This window comes from Leucobacter exalbidus (genome assembly GCF_017834145.1).
GTDB classification, from domain to species: domain Bacteria; phylum Actinomycetota; class Actinomycetes; order Actinomycetales; family Microbacteriaceae; genus Leucobacter; species Leucobacter exalbidus.
Genome location: NZ_JAFIDA010000001.1, coordinates 1,237,049 through 1,256,053, shown reverse-complemented (window position 1 = coordinate 1,256,053; position 19,005 = coordinate 1,237,049). Strand labels below are relative to the sequence as shown.

At 65.7% G+C, this 19,005-nt stretch carries 20 protein-coding genes; 10 read left to right on the top strand and 10 right to left on the bottom strand.

Going from position 1 to position 19,005, the window contains the following annotated elements; translation table 11 throughout:
* The first annotated feature begins 35 nt into the window (after positions 1-35).
* The 3 genes from JOF28_RS05675 to JOF28_RS05665 are packed head-to-tail and all read left to right on the top strand — an operon-like array spanning position 36 to position 2,794.
* On the top strand, positions 36-308 hold the full coding sequence (locus tag JOF28_RS05675; RefSeq protein ID WP_209704887.1) for a response regulator transcription factor: 273 nt from the start codon (positions 36-38) through the stop codon (positions 306-308).
* Positions 301-1,641 (top strand): threonine/serine exporter family protein, encoded by a 1,341-nt coding sequence (locus JOF28_RS05670; protein ID WP_209704886.1) that lies wholly within the window; start codon positions 301-303, stop codon positions 1,639-1,641. The genes JOF28_RS05675 and JOF28_RS05670 overlap by 8 nt, the downstream gene beginning before the upstream one ends.
* Positions 1,631-2,794, top strand: coding sequence for an AI-2E family transporter (locus tag JOF28_RS05665; RefSeq protein ID WP_209704885.1), 1,164 nt, complete (start codon positions 1,631-1,633; stop codon positions 2,792-2,794). The genes JOF28_RS05670 and JOF28_RS05665 overlap by 11 nt, the downstream gene beginning before the upstream one ends.
* A 53-nt stretch (positions 2,795-2,847) precedes the next feature.
* On the opposite strand, the gene JOF28_RS05660 is transcribed toward JOF28_RS05665, so the two are convergent.
* From JOF28_RS05660 to JOF28_RS05645, 4 genes are all read right to left on the bottom strand, one after another.
* A complete protein-coding gene (locus JOF28_RS05660) occupies positions 2,848-3,891 on the bottom strand; it encodes an LLM class flavin-dependent oxidoreductase (RefSeq protein WP_209704884.1) in 1,044 nt (347 codons plus the stop codon).
* Between the two features lie 96 nt (positions 3,892-3,987).
* Complete coding sequence (locus JOF28_RS05655) at positions 3,988-4,221, bottom strand: hypothetical protein (RefSeq protein ID WP_209704883.1); 234 nt, start codon at positions 4,219-4,221, stop codon at positions 3,988-3,990.
* Between the two features lie 63 nt (positions 4,222-4,284).
* On the bottom strand, positions 4,285-4,410 hold the full coding sequence (locus JOF28_RS14915; protein ID WP_209704882.1) for an NAD(P)-binding domain-containing protein: 126 nt from the start codon (positions 4,408-4,410) through the stop codon (positions 4,285-4,287).
* A 9-nt stretch (positions 4,411-4,419) separates the two neighbouring features.
* On the bottom strand, positions 4,420-4,566 hold the full coding sequence (locus JOF28_RS05645) for a hypothetical protein (RefSeq protein WP_209704881.1): 147 nt from the start codon (positions 4,564-4,566) through the stop codon (positions 4,420-4,422).
* A 101-nt stretch (positions 4,567-4,667) separates the two neighbouring features.
* On the opposite strand from JOF28_RS05645, the gene JOF28_RS05640 reads away from it, so the two are divergent.
* The 3 genes from JOF28_RS05640 to JOF28_RS05630 all read left to right on the top strand — a co-directional run bounded on the left by JOF28_RS05640 (position 4,668) and on the right by JOF28_RS05630 (position 7,168).
* Entirely contained in the window at positions 4,668-5,024 is a 357-nt protein-coding gene (locus tag JOF28_RS05640; protein ID WP_209704880.1) for a winged helix-turn-helix transcriptional regulator, read from the top strand.
* 147 nt (positions 5,025-5,171) lie between these two features.
* Positions 5,172-5,777 carry a 1-acyl-sn-glycerol-3-phosphate acyltransferase gene (locus JOF28_RS05635; RefSeq protein ID WP_209704879.1) on the top strand — a complete coding sequence of 202 codons (606 nt, stop codon included), beginning with the start codon at positions 5,172-5,174 and terminating at the stop codon, positions 5,775-5,777.
* Positions 5,777-7,168: a helix-turn-helix transcriptional regulator gene (locus tag JOF28_RS05630; protein WP_342452095.1), complete on the top strand. Its 1,392-nt coding sequence runs from the start codon at positions 5,777-5,779 to the stop codon at positions 7,166-7,168. Before JOF28_RS05635 ends, JOF28_RS05630 begins: the two co-directional genes overlap by 1 nt.
* A 19-nt stretch (positions 7,169-7,187) precedes the next feature.
* Here the strand turns inward: JOF28_RS05630 and JOF28_RS05625 are convergent, their stop codons facing one another.
* The gene (locus JOF28_RS05625; protein WP_245189880.1) at positions 7,188-8,474 is read right to left on the bottom strand and encodes a DUF418 domain-containing protein; all 1,287 of its coding nucleotides are present in this window, start codon (positions 8,472-8,474) and stop codon (positions 7,188-7,190) included.
* A 125-nt stretch (positions 8,475-8,599) separates the two neighbouring features.
* Here JOF28_RS05625 and JOF28_RS05620 point away from each other — a divergent pair, with 125 nt between their 5' ends.
* Complete coding sequence (locus JOF28_RS05620; protein WP_209704878.1) at positions 8,600-9,481, top strand: SDR family NAD(P)-dependent oxidoreductase; 882 nt, start codon at positions 8,600-8,602, stop codon at positions 9,479-9,481.
* A gap of 115 nt (positions 9,482-9,596) precedes the next feature.
* Here the strand turns inward: JOF28_RS05620 and JOF28_RS05615 are convergent, their stop codons facing one another.
* Complete coding sequence (locus tag JOF28_RS05615; protein WP_209704877.1) at positions 9,597-10,652, bottom strand: hypothetical protein; 1,056 nt, start codon at positions 10,650-10,652, stop codon at positions 9,597-9,599.
* Positions 10,653-10,834: 182 nt separating this feature from the next.
* Between JOF28_RS05615 and chrA the strand changes: the two genes are divergently transcribed.
* Together chrA and arfB are read left to right on the top strand one after the other, a co-directional pair.
* Entirely contained in the window at positions 10,835-12,097 is a 1,263-nt protein-coding gene (chrA, locus tag JOF28_RS05610; RefSeq protein ID WP_209704876.1) for a chromate efflux transporter, read from the top strand.
* Positions 12,098-12,206: 109 nt separating this feature from the next.
* Positions 12,207-12,629, top strand: coding sequence for an alternative ribosome rescue aminoacyl-tRNA hydrolase ArfB (gene arfB, locus JOF28_RS05605; RefSeq protein WP_209704875.1), 423 nt, complete (start codon positions 12,207-12,209; stop codon positions 12,627-12,629).
* Between the two features lie 7 nt (positions 12,630-12,636).
* Here the strand turns inward: arfB and JOF28_RS05600 are convergent, their stop codons facing one another.
* From JOF28_RS05600 to JOF28_RS05590, 3 genes are all read right to left on the bottom strand, one after another.
* Positions 12,637-13,872, bottom strand: a complete 1,236-nt coding sequence (locus JOF28_RS05600; protein ID WP_245189879.1) for an amidohydrolase — start codon at positions 13,870-13,872, stop codon at positions 12,637-12,639.
* A 151-nt stretch (positions 13,873-14,023) separates the two neighbouring features.
* Positions 14,024-14,599, bottom strand: a complete 576-nt coding sequence (locus tag JOF28_RS05595) for a methylated-DNA--[protein]-cysteine S-methyltransferase (RefSeq protein WP_209704874.1) — start codon at positions 14,597-14,599, stop codon at positions 14,024-14,026.
* Between the two features lie 54 nt (positions 14,600-14,653).
* Positions 14,654-15,415, bottom strand: a complete 762-nt coding sequence (locus JOF28_RS05590) for a GntR family transcriptional regulator (RefSeq protein ID WP_342452094.1) — start codon at positions 15,413-15,415, stop codon at positions 14,654-14,656.
* A 143-nt stretch (positions 15,416-15,558) separates the two neighbouring features.
* Between JOF28_RS05590 and JOF28_RS05585 the strand changes: the two genes are divergently transcribed.
* Positions 15,559-16,230: an HAD family hydrolase gene (locus JOF28_RS05585; protein ID WP_209704872.1), complete on the top strand. Its 672-nt coding sequence runs from the start codon at positions 15,559-15,561 to the stop codon at positions 16,228-16,230.
* A gap of 74 nt (positions 16,231-16,304) precedes the next feature.
* Here the strand turns inward: JOF28_RS05585 and JOF28_RS05580 are convergent, their stop codons facing one another.
* Positions 16,305-18,833, bottom strand: coding sequence for a DUF4073 domain-containing protein (locus JOF28_RS05580; protein ID WP_209704871.1), 2,529 nt, complete (start codon positions 18,831-18,833; stop codon positions 16,305-16,307).
* Positions 18,834-19,005: the final 172 nt, after the last annotated feature.

Genomic DNA, 19,005 nt, shown 5'->3' with positions numbered 1-19,005 from the left:
TCGACGCGGCCACCTGCGGGCTCCCACACGTCGAGATGACGACGCGACCAGCGCTTACTCCGAGCGAACTTCGGGTGCTCAACGCATTGCCGCTGCACGCCACTACCGCGTCAATTGCTGCTGCCTTCCATGTGTCGCCGAACACGATCAAATCACAGTTGAAGGCGCTCTACCGCAAGCTGGAATGTTCAAGCCGCGAGGGGGCGATCAAAACAGCGTCGCAGCTTCGCATCATCGCTGATGATGACGTGTACGGGGGTGACAGGGCCGAGACGTTTGACCGGGCACGGGTGCGCGTAAATGGCTGATCTGACGGGCCGCTTGCGCGGCGCCGTGGGGGCGCTGCGCAAGTCGTCTACGCCCGTGCCTGCCGCCGAAGCTGGCGACACAGTGGCGCGTGTGCCCGACATGATCGGCGAGATTGGGGCGGCGCTGCTGGTGTCTGAACAGGCCACCAGCGACGTTGAATCAACGCTGATCGATCTCGCGAACGCATACGGCAGGCCTGAGCTGCGTATTTTTGTGCTTCCCACCGTGGTCTTGATCGAAGACCCGGGCACAACACCGCTGCAGACCGCAATGCTCCCGGCAACAAAAGATGACCTGCGGCTCGACCAAGCTGGCGCCGTCGAACAGCTCGTGCGCACCGCGTTTCAAGAACGCACCCCGCCCGACGAAGTGGTCGCGCAGATCGCCAAGATCAGCGCTGAACCCTCGCGGTTTGGCCCGGTACTGACGGTGCTCGGGTACACGCTGCTCACTATCGGATTTGGCCTCGTGCTGAACCCCACCGCGACCGCCCTGCCCGTGTATGTCGCCCTGGGCCTGTTAGTGGGGATCATTGTGCAGGTGGGAAGCCACGTCAAAACGCTCTCCCTCATCTTGCCCGTCTTCACCGCTTTTGCCGTCACCATCGTGATCGCGCTGGTGGTGAAACCCATCGTGCACGACGACGTGCTGCGGCTGGTGGCACCGTCGCTCGTGTCATTTTTGCCGGGCATGACGCTCACCGTGGCCGCGGTCGAACTTACCTCGGGGCAGGTGATGGCGGGCGCAAGCCGCATGGTGTTTGGCATCGCACGGCTCGGACTGTTGGCATTTGGCGTGTACGCGGGGTTGCAGGTAGCGGGCGAATCTGCCGCGACCACGCATACCCCGGTGCAGCTGGGCGCTTGGGCGCCGTGGGTCGGCATTCTGCTTGTGAGCATCGGGTACTTTCTGTTTTCTGCGGCCCCCAAACGCTCACTGCCGTGGCTGCTGTTTGCACTCGTGGTTGCGTATTCGGCGCAGCTGCTTGGCAACCTGTGGGTGGGCGCCGAGCTGTCGGGGCTCATCGGTGCGCTCGTCGTGATCCCGGTGGTCACGTTGGCCGGGCGGTTGAGATCTGCGCCATCGCTCGCGGTGATGCTGACCTGTGCATACTGGCTGCTGGTGCCCGGCGCGATGGGATTCATGGGGCTGAGCGAAGCAGCCTCGGGTAAGGCCGGCGCAACCGGCACCATTTTACAAACGTTCGGGTCTCTCATCGCCATCTCGATTGGGATGGTATTGGGGGCCGGGCTGAGCCGAGATATCTCGTCGCTCGCGCACGGCTGGCAAGCCGGAGCCGAACCAGATAGGAAGAAATCTCATGACCGATGACCGCGAGCAGACACAAACGATTGCGGGGCACGACCAGCTTGCATCGCCGGCTAGCGCGATAGACAGCGATGTCGCCGCCGCCGTGTCTTCGGAGAAGAAGCGGCGGCCGCTCGATCGACCGTATGCGTTGGGCTTCGCGTTGACACTGGGCGGGCTTGTGGCGATCGCTGCGGGCACCGCCGTCACGAAGTCGTCGACGGTGCTGATTTACGTGGGGTTCGCTTTGTTTGTGGCGCTCGGGCTCGACCCGGTCGTGCGCGCACTCGAACGCCGCAAGCTGAAGAGGCCTTGGGGCATTGTCGCCGTCTACGCCGGGTTTGCGGCGTTCGTGGCGGGGGTGCTGTTGCTGGTGATTCCGGCCGTGGCAAACCAGGTGGCGCAGTTGATCAAGGACCTGCCCCAGATGGGAGCCGAGTTTCAGAAATCTGCCATGTACGGCTGGGTGCACAATACGGTGGGCACCGAGGCAAGCACGCTGCTGAACGACGTCACTACGTTTCTAACCCAACCTGCGCACATTGCCGCGATCGGCAAGGGAGTGCTGCAGGTGGGCTTCGATATCGTCTCGACGATCTCGGGAGTGATTATCGTGCTGGTGCTGAGCCTTTACTTTCTGGCTTCGCTGCCCGCCATTCAGGCCGGCTTTACACGCCTTTCGCCAGCTTATGCCCGTCGCCAGGTCGCGTCAATGACCGGCCAAATCACCGAGTCGGTGGGCAGTTATCTGATGGGCATGGTGGTGCTGGCCTTCTGTAACTCGGTGGTCGCCTTTATCCTGCATCTTGCGCTGGGGTTGCCGTTCCCTGCGTTGATGGCGGTCGTTGCGTTCGGGCTGACGCTCATACCACTGGTGGGGTCGGTGCTGTACTGGGGTGTAGCCATTGTCGTCGCCCTGTTCACCGGTTGGTTGCCCGCGCTATTGTTCGCAGCGATCTACCTCGTATACATGCAGATTGAGGCATACGTGCTCACCCCGAAGGTGATGAGCCGGGCGATCGCGGTGCCCGGCGCACTCGTGGTGATCGGCGCGCTCGTCGGTGGCACCCTGTTGGGTCTGCTGGGAGCACTCATCGCGATCCCCGTGACCGCATCGATCTTGCTGATCATTAAACAGGTAGTGATCCCCAAGCAAGACGCCAAGCTCAGCCCGTAACCCGTCGGGACTCGCCGCCACTCCATCGCCCGGCGAGCCCCGTGGGCATGTGATTACTTCGCCGCGAGCAGGCGCGCGACGCGCGGCTTCACCTCGGCGGCGAGCAGCGTGATCGACTCAAGCAAGTGCTCATGGGGCAGGCCACCAATATCCATCTGGAAGAAGTGGCGCATGTGTCCCATATAGCCGTGCAGGTGCACAATGCGTGCGGCGACCTCGTCGGGGTCACCCACGTAGTAAGCGCCGGGGGCGTGGGCTTGGGCTTCGAAGTGGCTGCGCTGCGGAGCACCCCAGCCACGCAGCTTACCCATCTCAAGATTGAGGTTTTCCCAACCCTGGTAGAAACGCTCCATCGCCTCCTGCTTGGTGGGCGCGACGAGGCCGAGCGTAGCAACCGAGACCTTGGTGGTCTCGGGGCCGTGCCCCATTTGCGCGGCCGATCGCCGGTAGAGCTCGGCGAGCGGGGCGAAGCGGTGCGGCTCCCCGCCGATGATGCCGTACGAGACTGGTAGTCCCAGTCGGCCTGCGCGGGCAGACGATGATGCGTTGCCGCCCGTGGCGAGCCAGATGGGAAGTTTCGCCTGCGTGGGCCGCGGCACCACGGCGTACTCGTCGATGTCTGAACGCACGGTGCCCGACCACGTGAGGTACTCGGAGTCGCTGTTGTTGATCTTCATCAGCAGCTCGAGCTTCTCGGCGTACAGGGTGTCGTAGTCGCGGAGGTCGTAGCCAAAGAGTGGGAAGGTCTCGGTGGACGACCCACGCCCGGCCGTAATCTCGATGCGGCCACCACCCGAGATTGCATCGGCGGTGGCGAACTGCTGAAACACACGCACCGGATCATCGGTGCTGATGATGCTTGCGGCGCTGCCCAGGATGATGCGCTCGGTGGCGCCGGCAGCGGCCGCGATCATTGACCCGGGTGACGACGCGGGCATTGTGACGGTGTGGTGCTCGCCCACACCGAAGTAGTCGAGGCCAGCCCGGTCTGCGTGCACGATGGCATCAAACAGGTTGCGAACGGCCTCTGCGGTGGAGCGCATGGAGCCGTCTGCGTTGCGCTGGGTATCGCCGAAACTGTAGGCGCCAATTTCCATGGGGTTCTCCGATGTGTCTGTATATGTGTGGGGTGAGGAATACGGGGAGCGCTGAGGCGCCAGAACGGCGAGGGTTCTCAGCACCGATTACTGCAGTTAGGCGGCTTGTGCGCTGATCGGCTCCGAAGTGGTTCTGTCGGCAGCTGCGGGTGCGATCTGGAGTGCGGCCTTGAGCTCGACTTGGAGTTCGGTGGCAGCGAACCAGCCGCCGAAGATGGGAGCGCCCGACTCGAACGCAACACCGGTGTCAAGCGAACCTGATATCACCGCATCGAACCCGATGTGATTGAGCGTCTTCACGAGCCGAGCGCCGACGAAATGGTGCTTCACGACCTCGCTGCTGCTGAGGCCGGCGTAGGCAGCAATCTCGGCGAAGTAGCCATCGATCGGTTCTCAATAGTTCATGGTGTCAATGACGATTTTGCCGCTCAGGGATGCCGGCTCAACCGACCGAAACTCATGCAGGGGGACGGCCACAATGGCAAGGTCGGTAGACGCTGCAGCATCAGTCGCTAACATCGCTCGTGCTCAGGGAACGATGATATCGACCAGCAGCTCAATATCGCTTGCGGGGCCCGATCCGGCAATATTTACGGTGTAGCCCGCAGCTATTGTGGTGCGTACGATGGCAGAGCCCACGCGGCCAGCTCCGGGAATGCCGATGGTGTCGACCAAGAGTGTCTCACTTTCGTTGATGTGCTAACGATCGCAGCTCTTGGACAGGGTTTCCAGCATAGGGTAATTTACTAACTATTGGTTAGTGGCGAGGGGTGGGCATGAGTAACGTAGAGTTTGGTCACATCGATGAAGAGGAATGCCGCAGATTTCAGTCGGCGGCCGAACTCGCGGGCCGCAAGTGGAACGCCGCGATCTTGATGGCGGGGGCCAGAGGCGCCCGCAGGTTCTCGGAGTACCGCACGCTCGTTGACGGAATCTCCGACAGACTGCTCGCGGCACGGCTGAAGGAACTCGAGTTTGAGGGGCTGATCGCGCGTGAGGTGCAGCCTACGACACCGGTGTCCATTAGCTACACCCTGACGACGTCTGGCCGCCAGCTCATTTCGCTGCTGCACCCGCTGGTGACGTGGAGTCAATCACGGCAGCGCGAGAGCATCGAACCTGCGGCGCGCTAACACCGTGAGCTGCCGGCGAAGATTGTCGGTATGGGGGAGCTGTCAGATGGATGCCGAATCCCGAGACTTGACAAGCTGAGTGCGGCTGCCCCTCCCGCTGAACGTTTATATATAGGTATGCGCGGAGCGGCGCTCTAAGCTGAGCCCATGATCATGACAGCGGTGCGGCGCGGGCTCGCGAACCTCTTCTGGGCGCTCTCACCCTGGAAACTGCAGCGCGAGGTCGCGACGGTAACTGGGCCGCGCATTCTGTTGGGCGCACCCCACACCTCAAACTTCGACTTTGTGCTGATGCTGGCTATCGCGTGGGATGCGCGCATGAAGATTCACTGGCTGGGCAAGAAGGAGCTGTTTCGGGGGATTGCTGGCCCGATTATGCGCGGGCTTGGCGGCATTGCGGTCGATCGTGCAAACGCCGCGGGCACGGTGGCCGCGGTCACCCAACGCGCCCGTAAAGATGACCGGTTCATCTTGGTGGTGACCCCCGAGGGCACACGCAGCGGTAACGGTTGGCGCAACGGCTTTTACCGCATCGCTATGGCCGCTGGCCTGACGGTGACCCTCGGCTATCCCGACAAAACCACGATGACCGCGGGGCTCGGGCCGACGCTACAGCTGACGGGCGATGTAGTCGCCGATATGGATATCATTCGGGAGTTCTACGCCGATAAAGCCGGGGTGAACCCGCGGCTGCGCACCGAACCCAGGTTTCGTGACGAGGCCGGGCTGACCGAGCTTTTGAGGCACCCCTAGTGGGGCTGTCACCGCTTGCCCGATCACTGCACCTGGTGCTGCTGTTCTTTGGCATAGCCGTTGGGCTTTTAGGAATTGCCGTGTTGGCGATCTCGATCGGCGAGGCAGAACCCGCAACGCTCCTGCTGTATACGGTCGTGTTCGGGGTCTACCTGTGCACTGCGATCACTGCGTGGTGGCGGAGGCCAGGCAACCTGACCGGAGCGATCATTATGGTGGGCACCCTCGGTATCTTAGGAACCGGGCTCAGCACTGCGCACGAACCCGTGCTGCTCGCGATTGGCTCGGTGTGTGCCACGCTGGTGATTGCGGTCATGATTCACTTGCTGCTCGCCTTCCCTTCAGGCCGGGTGCGTGATGTTCCTTCCCGAGTGATCGTGCTGGTGGCATACGTGAACTCCATCATTTTGCAAGCCCCGGCCTACCTGTTCATGAAACGACAAGGCAACCCGCTGTTTGTGGTCGAGCTTCCGGGCCTCGTTAGGGCTGCCGACACCTGCCAAAGCTTTATCGGAGTGCTCGTGACCGTGGCTACCGCGGTGGTGCTCGTGCGTCGGTTACGCGCGGCTGATGCCCCGAGCCGCCGGGTGCTGGCTCCGTTGTTTGCGTACGGGTTCTTCGCGGTGCTGTTTATTCCGTTCAGCAGCGGGGTGCTTGAAGGGCTGCTCGGCGTACCCGGCTGGGTGCGGGGAGCCCTGCAGCTGGCCGTGCTCGGCGGCGTGCCCGTCGCCTTCACGCTCGGTGTGCTGCGCGGTGGGTTTGCGCGTGCGGCAGGGCTCGGCGATCTCAGCCACTGGGTGGGAGTGGCCGGGCAGGAGCGCACGGCGGTCGAAGAAGCCCTCGCGCGCACGGTGGGGGACCCGGCCCTCACGGTCGTGTATTGGGCGGGTGACCGCGACACCTACATCGACGCCGCTGGAACACCCGCGGTGTTGCCCGTCGCGGGCGAGCGCCGTGCGGCCGTCGACGTAGAAATTGAGGGGCGCCGAGTGGGCGCGATTATTTATGATGCGAGTCTCATTGCCAATGCTGATCCGGTGCATGAAGCCGCGCGCCTCGCGGCCATCGTGCTCGATCGGCAGCGGCTCACCGCCGAACTCCACGCGAGCGAGCGCGCGCTCGCGGCATCGCGGGCCAAAATCGCGCGCGCTGATGCGGCAGAGCCGTCGAACGGTATCGAACGCCTCACCGCGCGGCAACGCGAGGTGCTCGCATTGATTGCGCAGGGCCGCAGCAATGCGGCGATCGCACGGGAGCTGGTGCTCACCGAAAAGTCGGTGGTGAACCACACCTCACGCATCTATGACGCCCTCGGGCTGCCGGTTGAGGCCGACGATCACCGACGGGTGCGCGCAACGATCCAGTACCTCGCGGCGATCCCGACGCGTTAGCCGCCGCTTGATTCGCAGCTCAGTCGGCTCTCGCCGGGGCACTCACCGCAGCAGCCGGGGCAGCCGTGACGGCCGTGCGGGGCGGCAGAGCCGCGCGGTACGTGAGCGACCGCAGCAGCACTTCTGCGGGCCCGCGTATGCCGCGGCGGTCGAGCACCGCAGCGATCGCCACCGAGAATAGCCACACACTGACGGCCAGCGTGTACGCCCCGGTCATCGAGATCGTAGCGCCCAGGCCCCAGCCCCAGCCCGAGAGCACCGGGGCAAATATGAGCGATTGCAGCAGATAGAACGAGAGCGATCGCTGGCCGACCGCCGCCACCGCACGCCACACTGAGGGCAGACGCAACGGCCCAAACGGTGGGGAGTGGCGCTGCGCCCGCGCAAGGACTCGCGCCCCCACGAAGCCGAACAGCGCCGCGTAGCCGATGCCCGCGGCGAAGCCCGTGATCGATGTGAGCCCGAGAAAAACCCAGCTCGCATTCTCAAACCCGGGCATGAACCCCAGATAGATGAGCGCGGTGGGAAGCGCCCCGATGACGCCGACGCCGATGCCGATCACGGCAACCAGGCCCAGCTTTGGGCGGGTCGAGGCTTGGTCGAGCCACCTGTGACGGCCGGCGAGCATACCGAGCAGCATCGCCGCGGGAATAAGCAATTGCATCACGGCCGCGGGAGTTGCAAACAGCCAGATCACCAGGCGCATCAGCAGGCTCAGTAAATAATTGGATTCGCCATTGAACAGCTCAAGCTCGGCATCGGCGGCGTCTGCCCCCACGCCTGTCAGCGACGGATCGAGTACGGAGAGCAGAGTGCCCGCGAGCCCGAGCGCTACCGCTCCGAGTGCGGCGAGGCCGATGAATACCCACACCGTGATCTTGATGGCGCGGTCGCGGGCGGTGAAGAAGAGCGCGGTGATGATGAGGCCGGCAAGCCCGTATGCTCCCAGGATGTCGCCGGTAAACAGCAATGCAGCGTGCACCGCTCCGAACACGATGAGCCACAGATGGCGGCGCGTGAGCATACGGCGGGCCACCTGTTCGGGCACCCCTGCTCCCGCGCGAGCGCTGGCGAACTGCATGATGCCGTACCCAAATAAGAACGCAAACATGGGGTACACCCGCTGCTCGATTGTGAGCATGGCGAACACCGAAAGTGCCCGATCCAGCCCGCTGCCGTCGACCGGATGCGTCTGCCCGAGAAAGAACTCACGCCCCCATAAATACACAGGCACATTAGCGATCGCGATGCCCAGCAACATGAAGCCGCGGGCAAGATCGGGGGCGAGGGAACGTACCGGGGTCATGGGTAACGGCACCCAACTTTCTGTGCGAGACTTCAATACAAAAGATACACAAAACTTAACAGCGATGCGTTGCTGGCCTACTTGCTTTACCGGTTCCACTTGCGGTCCTCACTAGAGTGGAAGGCATGACCCAGACGCCGAAGTCTCATCCCAGCGCTCCGTCGCAGCGCACCCCCGGCAACGTCACCGCGGGGGCCGTCGTACTTATCACGGGAGCCGCCCGCGGCATGGGTGAACTGTACGCCCGCCGTGCCGCGAAAGAAGGAGCCGCTGCGATTGCATTGTGGGACGTTGACGCAGCACGAGCTAAAACGCTTGCCACCGAACTCGAAGCCCAGCACCCCGCTACGCGAGTGCGCGCCTACATCGTCGACATCGCCGACCGAGAGGCGGTCGCGCGTGAAGCCGCGCGCACCCGCGATGAGCTGGGCGCCCCCGATATTTTGGTGAACAACGCGGGCATCGTGCGCGGTTCATTGTTTTGGGAGCATGACCCCGAACGCGACATCGAGCTCACGATGCGCGTCAACTCGCTCGCTCCGATGTGGATCGCCCGAGCGCTGCTGCCCGACATGATCGCCGACCGCTCACGACCCAAGCGCATTCTCAACATCGCGTCGGCCGCCGGCACCCTCGCGAACCCCAACATGAGCGTGTATGCGTCATCGAAGTGGGCGCTGATCGGGTGGAGCGAATCGCTGCGCCTCGAGCTAGAGAAGACGGGCAACCGGCACATCATGGTCACCACGTTTTGCCCGAGCTTCATCTCGACGGGCATGTTCGAGGGGGCCCGCGGGCCGCTTCTCACCCCGATCATGACGCCGGTGCGCGCGGCCCGTGCTGCATGGGAAGGCATGATCGCGGGTACCCCCATGGTCACCAAGCCGTGGACGGTGAAGCTCGCGATGGCGCTGCGCGGTGTGCTGCCCACGAGGGTGTGGGATCTCGTCGCCGACAAGGTCTTCAACGTGTATTCCTCGATGGAGAAGTTCACCGGCCGTAAGTAGGCTCGCTAGCCGCTAGATACCAAACGCCCGCTGAGGCACCCGTTCCATGGGTGCCTCAGCGGGCATTTTGAGATGCGCAGCTGCTCAGGTTTTCAGCGCCTGAGCTTCTCAGCGGTTACGCGGTGCGCTGTGCCCGGCGACGGGCAAAAGCGATCGCTGATGCTCCGGCCCCCAGCAGGAGCAGCGCGGCAACGCCTGCACCCGCAGCATCATCTGCGGCGCCGGTATTGGCCAGCGTCTTGGCCATGGGAATCGTCTTCGGGGCGACGACCGGCTGTACCGGGGGAGCGGTCGGTGTCGTCACCGCGGGCGGAACCGTGGCGGAAGGATCGACTACCACCGGCGGTCCAACGACTGGCGGTTCGACGACGGGCGGTTCGACAACGGGCGGCTCAACTACCGGCGGCTCAACCACTGGCGGCTCGACGACCGGCGGGGTGACCGCGGCGCACGTGTCGGTCACCGTGAACGAGGCGTCGGTGATCAGCCACGAGGCGTAGAGCGGCGACGTCACCGAGATGTAGCCGCGAGCTGCGGCCGTATCCACCGCGGTGGGGTAGTCGATGGACATGGTGCCCGACTGCGGGGCCGGGTCTTGGCGCATCGTTTCGAACTCGACATGGGCCTTCGTGGTTTCGAAGTGCACGTGGCCGTCACCTGTGGTGGTGACCTGATCGTTGACGAGCGGAAGCATCGTGAGACCGTCGGTGTACGGCGCTGCGAAGTGATCTGCCAGCGGGGCTGTCAATGGTGTGCCGGTCGCGATGCCGCCGGAGATGGGAATCGAGTCGAAGCCCAGATCCATGTAGTTATAGGTGGCGAGCGTGTATGCGAAGTTAAAGCTGTCAACGGTGCGCACGCAACCCTCGGCCGCGACGGCGGTCATCGCAAACGTTTGGTGCGCAGCATTGCCGTCATACTCGGGTGCGATGGGGTACGTTGGCGTCTCGTAGGTGAGGCCCGAGCCGGTGAGGCTGCCCGAGTCACCCCACTCAGGTACGTCGTACGGAATATCGATGGCAAGATCAGCGGGCACGCTGAACGAGGTCACGGTGGGCTCGGCGGCCGCATCGGCGCCCTCGCCCGGGGCATCGTCGGCGAGCGCCGGAGCCCCCACAATGAGTGTCAGCGCGGCAGCAGCTGCCAGCCCGGTGAGAAGTGGTTGACGCACGATAAATAAACCCCCATGGTTTGCTAGTAACCCTTTAACGGTACGCAGGGCACGGCAAAACCACAGGGGACCTAGGTCCCCAACCCATGCCACCGCTTGATGTTGCCCAATCGACCAGCGTTCGCTCGCTGTTCACCGCGCCGCGCTTGCCGCGGCCGCGTTCACCCGCGAACATAGGAAGGATGACTGAAGTTCGTTCGTCCCATCCCGGCACCGCTACCGAGGTCTTTTGGGCATTTCTGAAGCTCGGGGTGACCGCGTTCGGCGGCCCCGTCGCGCACCTGGGCTACTTCAGAGAGACCTTTGTTGAGCGCCGCAAATGGCTCGACGATCGTGCCTACGCTGATCTCGTCGCGCTCTGCCAGTTTCTGCCTGGCCCGGCATCGAGCCAGGTGGGCATGGCGCTCGGGCTGCAGCGCGCGGGGCTGCGCGGCCTGATCGCTGCCTGGGTTGCGTTCACGCTGCCCTCGGCGATGCTGCTGCTGCTGTTTGCCTACGGCGTCACCGCGCTCGGAGATCTGTCTGACGCCGGCTGGATCCTTGGGTTGCAGGCCGCGGCCGTCGCCGTCGTCGCCCACGCGGTGCTCGGCATGGCGAAGTCGCTCACGCCCGATGCGCAGCGGGCCACGATCGCGGTCGTCAGCCTCGCGATCGTGCTGCTGGTGCCCGGCGTGCTCGCGCAGGTCGCGGCGATCATTGCGGCCGGTATTGCGGGGCTGATCTGGCTGCGTGCCCCGGATCGCCTCCCGCCTGCACCTTCCCCATCAACTGCCTCCCCACACGAGGCGCCGCAGCCCGCTGCGTCACCCGCACCGCAACCATTCGCGGTGCGGGTGCCCAAGGCTCTCGCGATCAGCTGCCTCGCCGCGTTTGCCGCGCTGCTCACGGTGTTGCCGCTCGCCGCCCACGCGACGGGTAACGCCGCGCTGGGCCTCTTCAACGTGTTCGCCCGCGCGGGCGCGCTCGTGTTCGGCGGTGGCCACGTCGTGCTGCCCCTGCTTGAAGCTGACACCGTGGGCACCGGGCTCGTCACCCCCGAAGCGTTTCTCGCCGGATACGGTGCCGCCCAAGCCGTGCCCGGCCCGCTGTTTACCTTCGCGGCGTTCCTCGGCGGGGTCGCGACCGAGGGCCCCACGGGGGTGCTTGGGGCGGCGATCGCGCTCGTCGCGATCTTCCTGCCCGCCGGGCTGCTCGTGGTGGGGGTGCTGCCGTTTTGGGATCGCATTCGCACGCTGCCGCTGGCGCAGCGTGCACTGATGGGGGTGAACGCCGGCGTCGTCGGTATTCTGGCGGCTGCGCTCTACACGCCCGTCTTCACCACCGGCATCACGGGCATCCCCACGCTCGTGCTCGCGGCCGCCGCGTTCGTGGCACTTACCGCCTGGAAATGCCCGGCGTGGGCCGTGGTGATCGCGGCCGGGCTGCTCGGCTGGTTGCTGCTGTAGCTGTTCCACGTACACCGGCCCTCGGGTGCGCACGGGGCGGGGTGGGGCGATCCGGAGCAGCTTTGGCCCGTGGTACGTGGCGCGCCAGCATTCGTGGCACCCTTAGAGCATGGATCTTGAGGTGCCTGGGGTGGTGACCATTTCGGCGGGTGAGCTGGGATGGCGATTTTCGCGGTCGTCGGGGCCCGGCGGGCAGCACGTCAACACCTCAGACAGCCGGGTTGAGCTGAGCTGGAACATTGCCGAGTCGGCCGCGCTTACTGACGCGCAGCGCGAGCGGCTGCTCGAGAAGCTTGAGCGCCGGCTCGTCGCGGGCACCATCACGGTGACGTCGTCGGCGCAGCGGTCGCAGCTGCGTAACCGCGAGGTCGCGCTCGCAAAACTCGCGGCTCTCGTCGGTGACGCGCTCGCGCCCGACGGGCCGAAGCGCCGCGCCACGAAACCCACGCGGGGATCGAAGCGGCGGCACCTCGCCGCCAAGACGCAGCGCTCGGCCACGAAGAAGCTGCGGCAGCGCCCGGCGGGGGACTAGCGCGCGGTTACTTCGTGAGCCAGGCGCGCGCCGCCGTCTCGAGCGCCCGCACGCCAATATCGAGCGTGGGGCGAATCACGGGGGCGTACTGCGGGGAATGGTTGGAGGGCTGCTCGCCCACGCGGGCCGCGATCTCGGTGATCGAGGTGAGCCCAGCGAACAGGGCCGGGTTGGCTCCGCCCAAGATCCAGTAGGCACAGGGGGCGCCCGCCTCTTGTGCGAGGATGCCCACGTCTTCGCTGCCGGTGACGACGCCGGGGTCGACGACCATCACCCGTTCGAGGTGCGTGGCGAACGATTCACGCAGCACTCCTACGGCCGCCGCATCGTTGACGACCGCGGGGAACGAGTGCAGCGACTCGATGAGGGGCTCACGCTCGGCGCCGGCGGTGAGGGCCTCGCCGCGCACGATGCGCTCAACCGCGGCGAGCACCTGGGTGCGAACATCGGCCGAGAACGTGCGAATGCTGAGCTGCAGCTCGGCGCTCTCGGGAATGATGTTGCTGGCGAGGCCCGCGTGAATCGACCCGATTGTGAGCACGACGGTCTCGGTGCCGGCGATCTCACGAGACACGATCGTCTGCAGGCGCAGCACCACTGCGGCGGCGAGCACGATGGGGTCGACGGTGGTTTCGGGGCGTGACCCGTGGCCGCCCTTGCCGTAGAGGGTGATGCGCAAGCTATCGGAGGCGGCAAACGCCGGCCCACTGCGCAGCCCGATCGCGCCAGCGGGCAGCGGGGCGACATGCTGGCCGAGCACCACTGCGGGGGTGCCGAAGCGAGTGAACAGGCCGTCATCGACCATGGCGCGGGCGCCTGCACCCTTCTCTTCAGCAGGCTGGAACACGGCCAGAATGCGGCCCTGCCAATCATCCTGCGAAGCGAGCTGCGCGCACGCTCCCAACAGGGCAGTCGTGTGCATATCGTGCCCGCACGCGTGCATCACCGGCACCTCTTGGTCGTTATCGCCGATACCGACGACCTCGCTCGCGTAGGGCAGCCCGGTCTCCTCACGCACGGGCAGGCCGTCCATGTCAGCACGCAGCAGCACGGTGGGGCCTTCGCCGCGCTCAAGCACCCCGACCACTCCGGTGCCGCCCACCTGCTCGGTGACCTCATAGCCCAGCTCACGCAGTTGCGCCGCGACGATGGCGGCGGTGCGCACCTCGGCAAAACTCAGCTCGGGGTGGGCGTGCAAATCTTGGTAGATATCAGCGAGGCCTTGCATGCGAGCGTCATCCATGAGGATCCTTCCAACGGCGGTGTGGTGCTTCCTAAGCTATCTGAAAGCACCGGATCGCGTGAACATGTGTCGCGGATATTGGCGCCCCCGACCGGTGAACGGTGCGCTGGCTGTTGTGCGCTGGCCGCTGGATGGTGGCATCTGGCGCCTATTACGCTTGCTCGCGGCCGAGCAGGCTCTGCTTGACCGCGAGGCCGTACCGAAACCCGCCGAGTGAACCGTCGCTGCGCAGCACCCGGTGGCACGGCACAAACAGCGCCGCCGCGTTCATCGCGCACGCGCTCGCCGCCGCGCGCACGGCCTTCGGGCGGCCCGAGCGCTGCGCGTACTCGGTGTAGGTGACGGTGGAGCCGGGGGGCACCTCGCGAAGCACCTCCCACGCGTGCTCACGAAACGGGCCCGAGGCCTGAATCGTGGGGACGCGGCCGGGCGCCGACGTGTCACCGGCATAATAGGCGGTGACCGCGGCCTGCGCCTCGACGGCGACGGGCCACACTGTGCTTGATTCGAGCTCGGTCGGCGCGAGCGCGTACACGTCTGCCGGCTGTGGGCGCAGTGTCTGATGCACCAGGGGCAGCAGTGTTGCAAAGTCGGGGGTCCACCCCGAGGCGAGCACACCGTACGCCGAGGTGATCACCGTGAACGCACCATCTGGCGTGGGCATCGTGAACGTGGCGAACGCATAGCGCTCACCGGCATCAGATGGTGCGTCTGCGTCAGAGTGCATGCCCCGAAGATAACACGGGGTGAGCGTAAGCACACTGGCGGGTTTTGAGCGCCGCTACCGCGACGAGAACTCGGTGCGCGTGAGCGGATTGCTCGCGGCCGACGCCTGCACCTGAAACGTGACCGTATCGGGCAGATACCTGTCTTCGCCGTACTCAACGGGGAGCCCGCTACCCGTGAAGCTCGTGCGGCGCACCCGCAACAGCGGGCTTGACCGGCGCACCCCCAGCAGCGCACCGTCAGCGCTCGAGGCGGGCACCGCATCAATGGCGTGATCGGCGTGTGCCGTGGCCACCCCAAACTGGGTGCGCAACGCATCAACCACCGACGACTCAGCGGCGGGCAGCTGACCGATGCGCTCGGCAATCCACTCGGGGTAGGTGGTGCGCTCAAGCATCACGGTGCGACCATCGAGGGTGCGCAGCCGGGTCACCCGTAGCACCGGGCTGCGAGGCGCGACCCGCAGGTTGCGTGCCTCACTCGCGGTGGCCTCGCCAGCAATCGACTCATGCACCAACCCTCCCGGAGCCATCCCCTTACTACGCGCCCACTGCGCAAACGAGCGCAGCTCAGCAAATGACTGCGTGTGGCGGGTCGACTGCACGATCCACCCCGCCCCCTGCACCGGCGACACAAGCCCCCGATCTTCGAGCCCGGCCAACGCATTGCGTACCGTGCCCCGGGCGACCCCATAGTGCTCGGCCAGCCGCAGCTCAGCGGGCAGCGCAGTACCTGGCGCAAACTCCCCGTCGATAATGCGGGCGAGCAGATCACGCTGCACATCACGGTGCACGTGGCGGGATTTCACTGGGGTCACCCACCCAGCGTATGGGCCGAAAGGACACGACATAGACCGCCGTGCGCACTCGTTCGCGCCAGCATTGAACCCCGCGCGAAACGTTCAATCGGCGTTCACCCACACGTGGCTCTCGGGCCACTCGGCTGCGAGGTAATGTTTCAATGAACGACACATCTACGCCGTCCCCGCACCCCCTCGCCGTGCTGTGCGATCTCGACGGCACCCTCGTCGATACCGAACGTGCCTGGCTCGACGCGATCAGCCGGGGCATGCACCAGCTCGGCCACACCGTTGACGATCACACCGTCGCCAGCCTCGAAGGCGCCACCCTCGAACAGGCGAGCGATCTTCTCATCAACGCGTATGGGCTCACCCACTCGCCGGCCGCGCTTGGCGAGCTCTTCGAAAGCATGACGCTGGGGGCCTTCGCAGACAGCGTCCAGTGGCGCCCGGGCGCCGAAGCCCTGCTCACCGACTTTGCCCGGGCGGGCATTCCCCTCGCCCTCGTCACCAGCTCCACGAAGCGCTGGGTCGATGTGATCACCGCGCAGCTCGACTTCAGCATGTTCGCCCACTTCGTCACCGCAGACGACGTCGCCCACACCAAACCCCACCCCACCCCCTACCTCGTGGGCGCAGGGCTGCTCGGCATCGCCCCCGAACGCTGCATCGTCTTCGAAGACTCACGGGTGGGGCTCGAAGCGGCGCTCGCCGCAGGGTGCACGAGCGTGCTGGTGCGCGAGGGCCGTGAAGACTGGGCACAGCGCGCCACGGTGCACGTGCCGTCGCTCACCGATCTCAACGCTCAATGGGTGACGAACCAGCTGGCCTAACGCCCGCCACGCACACAACAGCGGGGTGCTGATCGTCAGATTGACGACCAGCACCCCGCTTCTTACTGCGGTGATTACTCGGGCTGCGCGGTACCGCGGCGGCGCTTGACGATCAGCGCACCACCCGCGGCGAGCAGTGCGAGGGCGCCGGCGATGATGCCGCCGGTGCCCGCGCCACCCGTGTTCGCGAGACCTGCGCCCGCACCCTGGGTGCTTGCGGGCTTCGCGCCGGGAGCGGCGTCTGATCCTGATCCGGATCCATCTGCGCCCGCCGCCGCAGCGCCGTTCGCGGCTGCGGTCTCGGCGCCTGCGCCTGCGCCTGCGCCTGCGTTAGCGGTGGCGTCAGCCGCGCCATTCGTGTCTGCGGCCGAGATACCCTCGGCGCCCGCATCAGCGGGGCCCGGGGTCTCGGGGGTGAGCGCCGCAATCGCGTCGGTGATGGCCTGCGCCATCGCGTCGACCTGTGCCTGCGCATCGGCCGCGAGCGTGCGGTCGACCGCGTCGATGGCGGTCTGAAGCGCCTTGACCGATTTGGCCGTGAAGCCGGTCAGATCAGCGGGCACCGCGGCCAGCGCGGCATCGACCGCGTCGTAGTTCGCGTCGCGCTCGCTATCGGGAGCGAGCTCGCTTGCGAACGGCACGAGCGGGTTGGTGATCGTGACCTGGCTCAGCTGCTGATCGGTCGCAAAGTCGTGGGCCGTGATGACCATGCGATCTTCGTACGCGTCGAGCGTGAGGCCCCGGTTCACATCGCGCGTGGTGACCTCGGTGACATCCTTGGTGTCTTCGCCGCGCAGATCCCACTCGATGTGCATCGCGAGGGTGTTGATCGACCAGAAACCATCGGCGTGGCCGTCGGCCGTGCGGCGCTGCATCGCCCAGTCCCCAAGCTCAGCCGGGTAGTGAGTGTGGCCGCTGAAGACCACTGCGTTGGGGTAGTTGCCCAGAATGCTGGTGAGGCGGTTGTTGTGCTGGTGGTGGTTGCTGTACCAGGGCATCGACGAGGCCGAGACGGTGTTGCCGAGGGGGAAGTGCGACATCACCACGACCTGCTTGTCTTGCTCGGTCCAGAACGCGAGGCGCTCCTCGAGGAACTTCACCTGTGCCTCGGTCATCGGCACATCAGAGGGGCCCGACATTTCTTGGCCGAGCACAATCACCGGCAGGTCACCCGAGGGGCCCTCGAGCACGTACTCGCCCCACGACTTGTCGCGCTCAGCGAAGTCGAGGAAGCGCTGGAAGTTGGCGTCGAAGCCGCCGACCGCGTAGCGCTCGTGGTTGCCCATGCCCGCGACGGTCTGGGGCGGGCGAATATCCTTCGAGCCGTCCATCACGTCGTAGATTTCTTGCCACTCAGCGACCGAGCCCGAGTTCACGATGTCGCCGACCATCAGCAGGCCGTTGGCATCGGGCGAGATCTTCTTGAAGTCTTCGAGGCCGTGCGCGAGATCGTTCGGGTGCCCCTGAATGTCAGAGACGACCCAGGCCTGGGTGGGTGTGCCCGCAGCGGGGGCGAGCACCTGGTGCGCGGTGACCTGATCGATGCCCCAGTAGCGGGCGCCCTCGCCGCCGGTGAACTCCCACGAGAATACGACCTGCTTGGCGCGGGCCGGGGTGTCGACCGTGAGGTCTTGGGCGGCGTTCATCTGCATGCCGTCGTAGACGTCGGTGACGGTGGTCGAATCGAGGCGCAGTACCTCGACGGGGTCGGCCCCGTCGAAGCTTGCGGTGACGACACCGGTCTGGCCCGCGGCCCCGCGGTAGTGGCTGTCGAACGTGAGGCGCACGGCGTCGAGGTCGTTGACATCGATGGGCGCGCTCGTCAGCGTCGCGGCGAAGTCGCTGCCGCCAAACTGCTGGGCGTCAGCAACGAGAAACGAGGCCTCGGTGCGGCCGAAGCGGTCGCGCATCTGATCAATCGTGGCCGACCAATCGGCGCGGGTGGTGGGCTGCCAACCGGCGTAGGCCTCGGCACCCTCGTGCGCTGAGGTGAAGTCGCCGCTCCAGCCCTCGGGCAGGGCGCCGCCGCCGAACGTCTCACGCATAATGACGCCGTCGGTGGAAGCATCGGTTGCGACCGGATCAATCTCGACCGGGGCATTGGGATCACCGGGCACGAGCTGCGGGTTCGCCGGGTCGGGCAGCACCTCGAGGGTCTGCATCTCGGCGAGAGCGTCGTAGCCACCCTCACTGAGGAACCACACGTGGTAGGTGCCGGGGGCAAGATCGAGCTTGAACGCAAGCGAGCCCTGGGCGTCGGGGGTGTACTGCCACATGATCGAGGCCGGGCCGCCCGGGGTGGCCGTGCTGTTGTAGATACCGATCCAGTTCTCGGCGTGCGGCGTATCGGTGGCGTAGTCGATGGTGAGCTCGGTGCCGGGCAGCGCGCTCGTGGTCGAGAGCGTGAACGACGAGGCGGCGGCATCGGCTTCGGCGCCCTGCGGGGCCACCGTTTCGGCAGTCTCAGCGGGGGCTGGGGGAGTCACCGTGTCGACGGCTGATGCGCTGGCCACCGGGGCGAGCACGAGCATGGCCGAGAGCAGCGCACCGGTGTACACGCACTTGTTGCGCTTCGGTGAGTGAGCCGACTGGAAAACTGACATTGATGGTGTCCTTTCAGGGGCATCCCGACATTCGGGAGATGCCCTGAGCGTTCCACCTGAAAGCAAACGCGCCGTGACGCGTGGGTGAACGGCCACCATCGCTCAGCTCAACCCCCGCGAAGGGGCCAGACAGCTGTGCAAGCCTGTCTACGTGGGGCCGGTCGCGCACGGC